This window comes from Vogesella indigofera (assembly GCF_003633895.1).
Lineage (GTDB): Bacteria > Pseudomonadota > Gammaproteobacteria > Burkholderiales > Chromobacteriaceae > Vogesella > Vogesella indigofera.
The window spans coordinates 35,332-45,591 of the sequence record NZ_RBID01000005.1; the positions used below are offsets into that span (position 1 = coordinate 35,332).

Here is a 10,260-nt window from a genome sequence, read left to right on the forward strand (position 1 = left end):
CTTGCGCTGCACCTTTTTTGCTTGATACATGATCAAAAAGCTACTGGTAATCGGCCCTTCCTGGGTAGGTGACGGCGTGATGGCGCAGCCGCTGTACCGTCGCCTGCACGAGCGCCACCCCGGCCTGGAACTGCACGTCTTCGCCCCCGCCTGGACCCTGCCCCTGCTGGCACGGATGCCGGAGGTGGCCAAGGCGCACCTCAACCCGTTCGGGCATGGCCAACTGCGCCTGCGCGAGCGCTGGCGCGTGGCGCGCGCACTGCACCGAGAAGGTTTCGACCAGGTGGTGGTGCTGCCCAATTCGCTCAAGGCGGCGCTGATCCCGTTCCTGGCCGGCATTCCGCTGCGCACCGGTTTTACCGGTGAACTGCGCTACGGCCTGCTCAACGATACCCGCGAGCTGAACGAGCAAGAGCTGCCGACCATGGTCGAGCGCTTCTGCATCCTGGCCGAGGAGCCGCGCCATGCGCTGCACCGCCCCATTCCGCACCCCAGCCTCCGCTCGCAACCGGCCGCCCAGCAGGCCGTCGCCGCGCGCCTCGGCCTGTCGCTGGACAAACCAGTAGTCGCGATGTGCCCCGGCGCCGAATACGGCCCGGCCAAACGTTGGCCGCCGCGCCACTTTGCCGCCCTGGCGGCGGCACTCGACAGCCGCGGCTACCAGGTGTGGCTGTTCGGCTCGGCCAAGGACCAGGACATCGGCGAGGAAATCGGTCGGCTGGCACAGGGCAAGGCGCTCAATCTGTGCGGCAAGACCGGCCTCGACGAAGCCATCGACCTGATGGCGCTGGCCAGGCTGGCGGTGTGCAACGACTCCGGCCTGATGCACGTCGCTGCCGCCCTGCACATTCCGCTGGTGGCCCTCTACGGCTCGTCCAGCCCGGACTTCACGCCACCGCTCAGCGACCACGCCGAAATCGTCAACCTCAATCTGGACTGCAGTCCCTGCTTCGAGCGCACCTGCCCATACCAGCACATGCGCTGCCTGGAAGACATGCTGCCGGAACGGGTACTGCAGGCCTGCCTGAAACAGCTCGACCCCCGGTCATCCAGCCCCTCACAAGAAACGGCGACATCATAATGAGCAAAGAAAACGCCACCGAAGACAACAGCCGCCGCATGGAACTGGTGCGCGCCGCCGCCCGCCTGTTCCGCGACCAGGGCTACGAGCGCACCACCGTGCGCGACCTGGGCAATGCCGTCGGCCTGCAATCCGGCAGCCTGTTCTACCACTTCCGCACCAAGGAAGAGATCCTGGTGGCGGTCATGGCGCTGGGCATCACCGCAACCACCGAACAGTTGGCCGCAGCGCTGTCCCGCGCCAAGACGCCGCGCGAAAAGCTGGCGGCACTGTTCCACGTCCATCTGCACTCGCTGCTCGGTGACAACCAGGCCGCGCTGGAAGTGATGCTCTACGAATGGCGCAGCGTCTCCGCCGCCGCCAAGCCCGGCCTGATCGTGCTGCGCGACCGCTACGAGGCCTTGTGGCAGGATGCACTGGATGAAGCCGCCGCCGCCGGACTGGTCAAGCCGGATACCCGCCTGCTGCGCCGCACCCTGCTGGGCAGCCTGCACTGGACGGTACAGTGGTATCACGGCAACGGCGAACTCTCCGTCGCCGAACTTGCCGACCGCATGCTGGAGCTGACCGTCATCGCCTGAAACCGGGGCCGCCACGCACTTGCAAATGGTGCGCGGATGGCATTGAATCAAGGCAGGACCTCTTCGGGATCGCCACATGAAACTGCGGTTGCAAAGAATGCTGTGGCTGGCAGCCGGCTGGCTGTGCCTGCTGCTGGCCCTGATCGGCGCGCTGCTGCCGGTGATGCCGACCACCGTCTTCGTGCTAATGGCCGCCGCCTGCTTCGGCCGCAGCAGCCCGGCGCTGCTGCACTGGCTACACCACCATCCGCGACTGGGTCCGCCACTACTGCAGTGGCAGCGCTACCACGGCATGACCGCCAGAACCAAGGCCGTGGCGCTGGGCACCGTCGCCCTGTCATTCAGCTTCAGCCTCTATGCCACGCTACAGCAACCTTGGCTTACCGCCCTGCTGTTACTGGTGTGGGCGGCGCTCAGCCTGTGGATGTGGCGGCTGCCGACAATTCCAGCAACATCAGCATGTTGTGCTATGCTTGACAGCAAATCATAGTCCTTTGTCGTGACGGAGACCCCGCATGGATGCCATTAATTCCGCCGCATCAGCCAGCAGCAGCGCCAGCATACTGCGCGAAGCCGCGGAACAGCGTCGCCTGCAGCAGGAACAGCAACAGGAAAGCCAGCTGGCGCCCGCGCCGGCCGCCGAAGCGGTTGCCGCCAGCACGCTGCCGACCGCCCGTCCCAGCCAGGCCGTCAGCAACACCGAACAGGCACTCCAGGCCCAGTTGCTCGACTCGCGCCGCGTCAACCAGCCAGAGCCGAACACCACGCTCGCCGCCAGCGAACGCAGCCCCGGCAACCGGCTGAACGAGCCGCAAGCGCGCCGTGACACCGCGGAACAGCCCACCCCAGCCGCTAGCACCGAACGCACGGTCCCGGCAGAAGCCCGCGTGCCCGTCAATGCCTCGCAACAGGCCATCACCCAATACCAGGTCAGCCAGTCCTTGCTGCAGGATGCCAGCAGCAGCACACGCATCCGCACCGAAGCCTGAGCCAAGTCATCACGCACACAAAAACGGGAGCCAAGGCTCCCGTTTCTTTATTGCCGCATCAGTCGAGGCATCAGGCCTGCACGTCGATACGGTTACCCAGATGCAGCGGATTGTTGCCCTGTGGCGCGGCGACATCCGTTGCCGTCGCCAGCAAGGCCAGCGCCGCACTCTCGCTGACCTCCATCGTTTTCTTCAGCATCAGGATTTGCGCCACTTGCGCCACCTGATTGTCTGCTGCCGCCGAAACTGCCGCCATCACTCCCCCCGAACACCGATTACCGTAAACTATCCGCCGCGTTGAAACACTCAATCAGAATCGTCATCCATTCCTGATAGAATACGCACTATCGTCTCTGCCAGACAGGAAAAAGACAAACATGAGCCAAACCCGTCACTGCCCTCTGCTTATCCTCGGTTCCGGTCCTGCCGGCTACACCGCCGCCGTCTATGCCGCCCGCGCCAACCTGAAACCGGTTCTGATCACCGGCATGGCTCAGGGCGGTCAACTGATGACCACCACCGATGTCGACAACTGGCCTGCCGATGTGGCTGGCGTGCAGGGCCCGGAGCTGATGCAGCGCTTCCAGCAGCACGCCGAGCGTTTCGGCACCGAAATGATCTTCGATCACATCCACACCGCCAAGCTGGATGAAAGACCGTTCCGCCTGATCGGCGATTCCGGTGAATACACCTGCGACGCGCTGATCATTTCCACCGGCGCCTCGGCCAAATACCTCGGCCTGCCATCGGAACAGACTTTCTCCGGCAAAGGCGTGTCCGCCTGCGCCACCTGCGACGGTTTCTTCTATCGCAACCAGGATGTCGCCGTGGTCGGCGGTGGCGACACTGCCGTGGAAGAAGCGCTATACTTGGCCAACATCGCCAAGCACGTTACCCTGATTCATCGCCGCGACACCTTCCGCGCCGAAAAGATCATGATCGACAAGCTGAACGCGCGCGTGGCCGAGGGCAAGATCAGCCTGAAGCTGAACGCCAACCTGGACGAAGTGCTGGGTGACGACAGCGGCGTGACCGGCGCCCGCCTGAAGTTCAACGACGGCAGCAGCGAAGACCTCAAGCTGATGGGCGTGTTCATCGCCATCGGCCACAAGCCGAACACCGACATCTTCAAGGGCCAGCTGGAGCTGGACGAGACCGGCTACATCGTGACCCGCGGCGGCCGTGACGGCAACGCCACCGCCACCAGCGTACCCGGCGTGTTTGCCGCCGGCGACGTGCAGGACCACATCTACCGCCAGGCGATCACCAGCGCCGCATCCGGCTGCCAGGCAGCCCTGGATGCCGAGCGCTTTCTGGATCACTGAGCCCGGCTGCATTGAAGTCGCTCAAGGAGCAACTTAAGCCAGTCAAAGCACAGGCAAGACCCGCGAGGGTCTTGCCTGTTGCCGTTGCGGCCAACCCTGAACCCGAGCCGGACTTCCGCCAGCTGATGCGGGACGTGCGCCCGCTCAAGCAGGATGGCCGCGTCTGCTACACCCCGCCACTACCCAAGCCACGTCCCCTGCCGCAACATCGCGCCAGCCAGACACCCCTGACGCCGCAAGCGGAGCAGGCGCTGTTCGCCCAGATGATAGGCTGGTTCGAACCGGCACAGATCGACAGCCAGCACCGCAGTCCCGGCACGCCGAGCAACACCCTGAAGAAACTGCGCGCCGGGCACTGGCCGGTCTGTGCCGAGCTGGACCTGCACGGGCTGGACCGCTTTGCCGCGCATGAACAGCTGACCGTATTCCTGCATCGCGCCCGCCACCTGGGCCAATGCGTGCGGGTGATTCACGGCAAGGGACTCAGCTCGCCGGGCGAACCGGTGCTGCCGAAGATGGTCAGAGCCTGGCTCAGCCACCACCCGGATGTACTGGCTTTCTGCGAAACCCGCATCGAACAAGGCGGCAGTGGTGCGGTACTGGCCCTGCTGCGCCGCCCGCACGGCTAAACCCAAGGAACCCACCATGGACACCACCCGCATCACCCCCTTCACCGCCGCCGCCACCAGCGGCGAGAGCGTCACCCTGCCGCAAGGGCTGACCGTGCTCTACTTCTACCCGAAGGACAACACCCCCGGCTGTACCAACGAGGCGATGGCTTTTCGCGACCTGCATCCGCAATTCCTGGCCGCCGGCGCCCGTATCCTCGGCGTATCGCGCGACAGCCTGAAATCGCACGAGAATTTCAGGGTCAAGCACGAATTGCCATTTGAATTGATCAGCGATCCGGACGAAACTGTATGTAACCTGTTCGGTGTCATGAAACTGAAAAACATGTACGGCAAACAGGTGAGAGGGATAGAACGCAGCACTTTTGTCATCAATAGCGATGGCGACATCCTGCGCGAATGGCGCGGACTGAAAGTCCCCGGACACGCCGAAGAAGTGCTGACGTTCGTCAAGTCGCTTTAAGCGCCAGGTCCGGCACCCTGCCGGACCCCGCTTCAACAAGGGGGTCTTTCTCATGGCAAGCCACAGCAAGAGCAACGTCTGCAAACTGTTCGTCCTCGACACCAACGTCCTGCTGCATGACCCGACCTGCCTGTTCCGCTTCGAAGAGCACGATGTGTTCATCCCCATCATCACCCTCGAGGAGCTGGACACCCACAAGAAAGGCATGTCGGAAGTGGCGCGCAACGCCCGGCAAGCCAGCCGCTTTCTCGACGAAATCGTCAGCAGCAGCACCGACGACATCGAGGACGGCATTTCGCTGAAAGCCCCCAGCCGCGACGCCGCCAGCGGCAAGCTACGCCTGCAGACCGAAGCATTGCACGCGGTGCTGCCCTCCTCGCTGCCGGTCGGCAAGGCCGACAACCAGATCCTCGGCATCGTGATGGCGCTGAAGCAGGCGGATACCAGCCGCCCGGCCATCCTGGTGTCAAAAGACATCAATATGCGCATCAAGGCACGCGCACTGGGACTGGACGCCGAGGACTACTTCAACGACAAGGTGCTGGAAGACACCGATCTGTTGTACGGCGGCACCCGCGAGATAGACGTCGACTTCTGGGAACGCAACGGCCGGGATCTGAAGTCGTGGCAGGAAGGCGGCCGCACCTACTACCAGTTCAAGGGTCCGGATGCCCCCAAGCTGCTCTTGAACCAGCTGCTGTGGCAGGAAGGCGAGCAGCCGCTGCAGGCACGGGTACTGCGCCTCGACGGCAAGGAAGCGGTACTGGAGACGCTGAAAGACTACAGCCACCAGAAGAACAATGTGTGGGGCATCGTCGCGCGCAACCGCGAACAGAATTTCGCGCTGAACCTGCTGATGAATCCGGACATCGACTTCGTCACCCTGCTCGGCCAGGCCGGCACCGGCAAGACCCTGCTCACCTTGGCCGCGGGCCTGGCGCTGACGCTGGAGCAGAAGCTGTACAGCGAGATCATCATGACCCGCGTCACCGTGCCGGTCGGCGAGGACATCGGCTTTTTGCCCGGCACCGAAGAGGAAAAGATGCTGCCATGGATGGGCGCGCTGGAAGACAACCTCGACGTGCTCAACAAGAGCGAGGACGACGGTGGAGACTGGGGGCGTGCCGCCACCCGCGACCTGATCCGCTCGCGCATCAAGGTCAAGTCGCTCAATTTCATGCGCGGCCGTACCTTCCTCAACAAATACCTGATCATCGACGAGGCGCAGAACCTGACGCCGAAGCAGATGAAAACGCTGATCACCCGTGCCGGCCCCGGCACCAAGGTGGTCTGCCTCGGCAACATCAGTCAGATCGATACTCCGTACCTGACCGAAGGCAGTTCCGGCATCAGCTACGTCGTTGATCGTTTCAAAGGCTGGGAACACTCCGGCCACATTACCCTGCAGCGCGGCGAACGCTCGCGCCTGGCAGACCACGCAGCGGAAGTCCTTTGACCATCAAACTTGAACTGATCCACACCCCGGCAGCAGGGGCGGCATCGACGATACCCCCCCTGCTTTTTGTTCACGGCGCCTTCAGCAGCGCCAGCTGCTGGCAGCAACACTTCATGCCCTGGTTCAGCGCGCGCGGTTACGACTGCTGGGCGCTGAGCTTCGAGGGGCACGGCGACAGCGACGGCCACGACTATCTCGCCGCCATCAGCATCGATGACTACGTCGGCAACCTGCAGCAGGCGATCCGGCAACTGCCACGACCGCCGATCGTGATCGCCCACTCCATGGGCGGCTTTGTGCTGCAGCAATACCTGACCCGCCACGACCTGCCCGGTGCAGTGCTACTGGCCTCGGTGCCGCCAAGCGGCCTCGCCGGATCCAGCATGCGACTGATGACCCATGCGCCGGAACTGTTCATGCAACTGAACCTGTTCCAGCAGGGCAATTACCAACCGGAGCTGAACGAACTGCGGCACATGCTGTTTTCCGACGACGCCGACCTCGCCGCGGTGGACTGGGTGGCACACCACAGCCAGACCGAAAGCCAGCGCGCAATCATGGACATGACCCTGGTGCCACCATTCCTGCAGCGCCGCATCGCCCCACTGCCCAATCTGGTGCTGGGCGCGGCAGCGGACCAGCTGATCTCGCCACAGGACATCACCGAGACCGCGGCACGCTTCGGCAGCAAGCCGGAAACCCTGCCGCACATCGGCCACATGATGATGCTGGACAATCGCTGGGAGCAGTGCGCGCAACGAATCGAGGCGTGGCTGGCCCGCAGCACCCTCGGATGACAAAAAGGTTGGCCGCATTGCTGCGGCCAACCTTTTTCGCTTCCCGATACCCCTTCAGAAAAACAGCCTACCCACCCGCTCAGGCATACAGCAATTTGAGCGCTTGCGCCTCGCCGAAGAACAGCTCGCCCTCGTGACGCAGGCCGATCGCCTCTAGCACCCGGATCGAGCCTGCGTTGGCCGCATCGACAATGGCGGTGATGCGTGGCAGGCGCAACACATTGCGCCCGTAGTCGAGGCTGGCTTGCGCCGCTTCGCGTGCGTAGCCCTGGCCGCGATATGGCGGCAGGAAGGTGTAACCAACATCCGGATCCGGCAGCCCCTCGCGGCGGATGATGCCGCACAAGCCCATCAGCGCACCATCGGACCTGCGCACCACGCACCACAACGCATGGCCATGCTGCGCGTAGGCCGCTAGCGGCCCTTCCTGCAGGTAGCGACGGGCGTCGTCCAGCGTGCGCACACCGCGATCGATCACCTTGCGCACGAAGTCGGGGTCGTTCAGTGCCGCCAGCACGAATTCGGCATCCTCCAGCGTCAGCTCGCGCAGCTGCAGCCGCGCCGTCTCCGCGATCAGCATGCAACCGCCAGGCCGAACGGATCGTCGATGCTGTGGCTGGGCTGGGTAAACCAGCGCGGCCCCTGCTCCGTCATGTAGAAGTGATCCTCCAGCCGCACGCCGAACTCGCCGGGAATGCAGATCATCGGCTCGTTGCTGAAGCACATGCCGACTTCCAGTGGCGTGCGGTCGCTGGACACCAGGTACGGCCATTCGTGAATATCCATGCCGATACCGTGGCCGGTACGGTGCGGCAAACCCGGCAGTGCGTAGCCGGGGCCGAAGCCGTCAGCCTGCAATTGCCGGCGCGCGGCCAGATCGACCTCGCCGCACGGCGTGCCCAGCTGCGCCGCCGCGAAGGCCGCCGCCTGTGCCGCCTTTTCCGCCTGCCACACCTCGCGCTGGCGCGCATCCGGCTCGCCAAACACATAGGTACGGGTGATGTCGGAAATATAGCCGTGCAGGGTGCAGCCGGTATCGATCAGCACCATGTCGCCCTGCTTCAGCACCTGCGGATTCTTGACCCCGTGCGGATAGGCGGTCGCCTCACCGAACAGCACGATGCAGAAGTAAGAACCGGTGGCACCGACACGACGGTGTGCCTCGGCGATGAACGCTTCGACCTCGGTGGTGGAGATGCCCTCATGCAGGATGCCGGCCGTGGCCTGGTGCACCGCCAGTGTCATGTCCTTGGCACGCTGCATCAGCGCGATTTCCTGCGGCGACTTGCGCATGCGGCAGTGCGCGGTCACCTCGCGGCCGTTGACCAGCTGGTAGCCGTCGGTACACTGGCGGATGCCGTCGGCGATGAAAAACGCCGCACTTTCGTCGATGCCGATGCGCGGCGGCTGCTCAAGGTTGGCCGCAATGCCCAACCGCGCCAGCGTCGCCACAAACAGTGCATACGGGCTTTCGTGTTCGTGCCAGGCGTTCACCTCGCCCTGCAGCTGCATGTAGTCGTGTAGCGTGCCGACCTCGAACCAGGGCGCGATGAATTCCAGCGCGCCATGCGCCGGCAGGATCGCCCCCACCATGCGCTCGCTGGCATACCATTTCAGGCCGGTAAAGTAGTTAAGGCTGGTACCGGCGTTCAGATACAGCGCCGCGATGCCGTTGGCCTGCATATACGCCTGCGCCTTGGCCAGCCGTACACGGTATTCGTCCAGCCCGATCGGCTGCGCACCCTGTGTCATGTCCTGCAAGCCAGCCAGCGCCTGCTCCTTGCTCACCCCACCCACGCCTATCGTCATCGCCTGCTCCCGCTCCGGTTCATCACTGCTGGCCTGTCGCCAGTCCATACCAAAGCAGCAATCTATGACTGCGCCACCACAGGGTCAAGTATTTTTTAGTCACACTAAAATTTTACTGTTCAGCAAGGCAATGATTCTCACGTACAATCAGTCCTCACCATCAGGAACCCGCCCCTATGTCAGAGGAAACTCTCGGCCAGCGCCTGCGCCGCTACCGGCGCGCCAGCGGCAAGACCCTGGTCCAGGTAGCCAAAGAAGCCGGCTTGTCGGCCGGCTTCCTGTCCCAGGCAGAGCGCGACATCACCGGCCTGTCGCTGTCATCACTGGCCAACATCGCCCAAGCCGTCGGCGTAGCGGTGAGCGAGCTGTTCGAATCCCCGCGCCAGGACGCCCCCGACTCGCACGAAGGCCAGCGTCAGAGCTACACCGTCGCCAACATGCCGCAGCGCTACGAACGACTGACCACCACCTACAGCGGCAGCGTGCTGAATGCCGTCAAACTGACACTGCCCCCTGGCTATCGCTCGGAAGTGGTCGCCCACAGCGGCGACGAATTTGTCTATGTGCTGAGTGGCACCGTCACCTATCAGGTCAGCGGCCGTGACTATGTACTGGCCGTCGGCGATTCGCTGCACTTTGATCCGCAGCAGAAGCACGCCATCCACAACGATAGCGACAGCAGCACCGAGGTGATTTCGGTCGGCACGTTGCAATTGTTTGACGATGACGACAAGCAGCACGACTAAACCAGCCTGGGCGATTCAGTGGGCAGGGACAGGCCACATTCAGAGATAGGCACACACCAAAACCAGCGGCTCGTCACGCATCAGGTCAGACGAGGCTGTGCCGAGCGTAGCAGTCAGATAAAGCTTGTCACGGGGAAAGATAATCAAAGAGGCAGAGGCTATCAAGGTTGCCCGCAGTTAGCCCCAAAGCCAAGCCCGCCCAATTGACCGGGCTTGTGTCGTCTACACCGCTTTGCGTTGCACAAAGCACAAAGCCCAGCTTGATGTCTCAAGCTGGGCTTTGTTTAAGGGGGCGTCTGGCGGTGTCCTACTTTCACACAGGTATCTGCACTATCATCGGCGCTAAGGCGTTTCACGGTCCTGTTCGGAATGGGAAGGCGTGGG

The 10,260-nt window shown here is 63.4% G+C and carries 13 protein-coding genes and 1 rRNA gene; 10 read left to right on the forward strand and 4 right to left on the reverse strand.

Annotated elements, in window-relative coordinates; all coding sequences use genetic code 11:
• Positions 1–28: 28 nt before the first annotated feature.
• The 4 genes from waaF to C8E02_RS02010 all read left to right on the forward strand — a co-directional run bounded on the left by waaF (position 29) and on the right by C8E02_RS02010 (position 2,651).
• Positions 29–1,081 carry a lipopolysaccharide heptosyltransferase II gene (waaF, locus tag C8E02_RS01995; RefSeq protein ID WP_120809454.1) on the forward strand — a complete coding sequence of 351 codons (1,053 nt, stop codon included), beginning with the start codon at positions 29–31 and terminating at the stop codon, positions 1,079–1,081.
• Positions 1,081–1,662, forward strand: coding sequence for a TetR/AcrR family transcriptional regulator (locus C8E02_RS02000; RefSeq protein ID WP_120809455.1), 582 nt, complete (start codon positions 1,081–1,083; stop codon positions 1,660–1,662). Before waaF ends, C8E02_RS02000 begins: the two co-directional genes overlap by 1 nt.
• Before the next feature lie 76 nt (positions 1,663–1,738).
• Positions 1,739–2,152, forward strand: a complete 414-nt coding sequence (locus C8E02_RS02005; RefSeq protein WP_120809456.1) for a YbaN family protein — start codon at positions 1,739–1,741, stop codon at positions 2,150–2,152.
• Between the two features lie 25 nt (positions 2,153–2,177).
• Positions 2,178–2,651: a hypothetical protein gene (locus tag C8E02_RS02010; protein ID WP_047968286.1), complete on the forward strand. Its 474-nt coding sequence runs from the start codon at positions 2,178–2,180 to the stop codon at positions 2,649–2,651.
• Between the two features lie 70 nt (positions 2,652–2,721).
• Here C8E02_RS02010 and C8E02_RS02015 read toward each other — a convergent pair whose 3' ends face one another.
• Complete coding sequence (locus tag C8E02_RS02015) at positions 2,722–2,907, reverse strand: putative motility protein (RefSeq protein WP_120809457.1); 186 nt, start codon at positions 2,905–2,907, stop codon at positions 2,722–2,724.
• Between the two features lie 121 nt (positions 2,908–3,028).
• On the opposite strand from C8E02_RS02015, the gene trxB reads away from it, so the two are divergent.
• The 5 genes from trxB to C8E02_RS02040 all read left to right on the forward strand — a co-directional run bounded on the left by trxB (position 3,029) and on the right by C8E02_RS02040 (position 7,321).
• Positions 3,029–3,976 carry a thioredoxin-disulfide reductase gene (gene trxB / locus C8E02_RS02020; RefSeq protein WP_047968288.1) on the forward strand — a complete coding sequence of 316 codons (948 nt, stop codon included), beginning with the start codon at positions 3,029–3,031 and terminating at the stop codon, positions 3,974–3,976.
• A gap of 71 nt (positions 3,977–4,047) precedes the next feature.
• On the forward strand, positions 4,048–4,605 hold the full coding sequence (locus C8E02_RS02025) for a Smr/MutS family protein (protein WP_238377368.1): 558 nt from the start codon (positions 4,048–4,050) through the stop codon (positions 4,603–4,605).
• Between the two features lie 16 nt (positions 4,606–4,621).
• Positions 4,622–5,068: a peroxiredoxin gene (locus C8E02_RS02030; protein WP_047968290.1), complete on the forward strand. Its 447-nt coding sequence runs from the start codon at positions 4,622–4,624 to the stop codon at positions 5,066–5,068.
• A 52-nt stretch (positions 5,069–5,120) separates the two neighbouring features.
• On the forward strand, positions 5,121–6,524 hold the full coding sequence (locus tag C8E02_RS02035) for a PhoH family protein (RefSeq protein ID WP_120809458.1): 1,404 nt from the start codon (positions 5,121–5,123) through the stop codon (positions 6,522–6,524).
• Complete coding sequence (locus C8E02_RS02040; protein ID WP_120809459.1) at positions 6,521–7,321, forward strand: alpha/beta hydrolase; 801 nt, start codon at positions 6,521–6,523, stop codon at positions 7,319–7,321. Before C8E02_RS02035 ends, C8E02_RS02040 begins: the two co-directional genes overlap by 4 nt.
• 79 nt (positions 7,322–7,400) lie before the next feature.
• Here the strand turns inward: C8E02_RS02040 and C8E02_RS02045 are convergent, their stop codons facing one another.
• Together C8E02_RS02045 and C8E02_RS02050 are read right to left on the reverse strand one after the other, a co-directional pair.
• On the reverse strand, positions 7,401–7,901 hold the full coding sequence (locus C8E02_RS02045; RefSeq protein WP_211329135.1) for a GNAT family N-acetyltransferase: 501 nt from the start codon (positions 7,899–7,901) through the stop codon (positions 7,401–7,403).
• Entirely contained in the window at positions 7,895–9,178 is a 1,284-nt protein-coding gene (locus C8E02_RS02050) for a M24 family metallopeptidase (RefSeq protein WP_281268902.1), read from the reverse strand. Before C8E02_RS02050 ends, C8E02_RS02045 begins: the two co-directional genes overlap by 7 nt.
• A 128-nt stretch (positions 9,179–9,306) precedes the next feature.
• On the opposite strand from C8E02_RS02050, the gene C8E02_RS02055 reads away from it, so the two are divergent.
• Positions 9,307–9,876 (forward strand): helix-turn-helix domain-containing protein, encoded by a 570-nt coding sequence (locus tag C8E02_RS02055; RefSeq protein ID WP_120809460.1) that lies wholly within the window; start codon positions 9,307–9,309, stop codon positions 9,874–9,876.
• A 294-nt stretch (positions 9,877–10,170) separates the two neighbouring features.
• Here C8E02_RS02055 and rrf read toward each other — a convergent pair.
• Positions 10,171–10,260, reverse strand: a 5S ribosomal RNA gene (gene rrf / locus C8E02_RS17790); the annotation flags it as partial.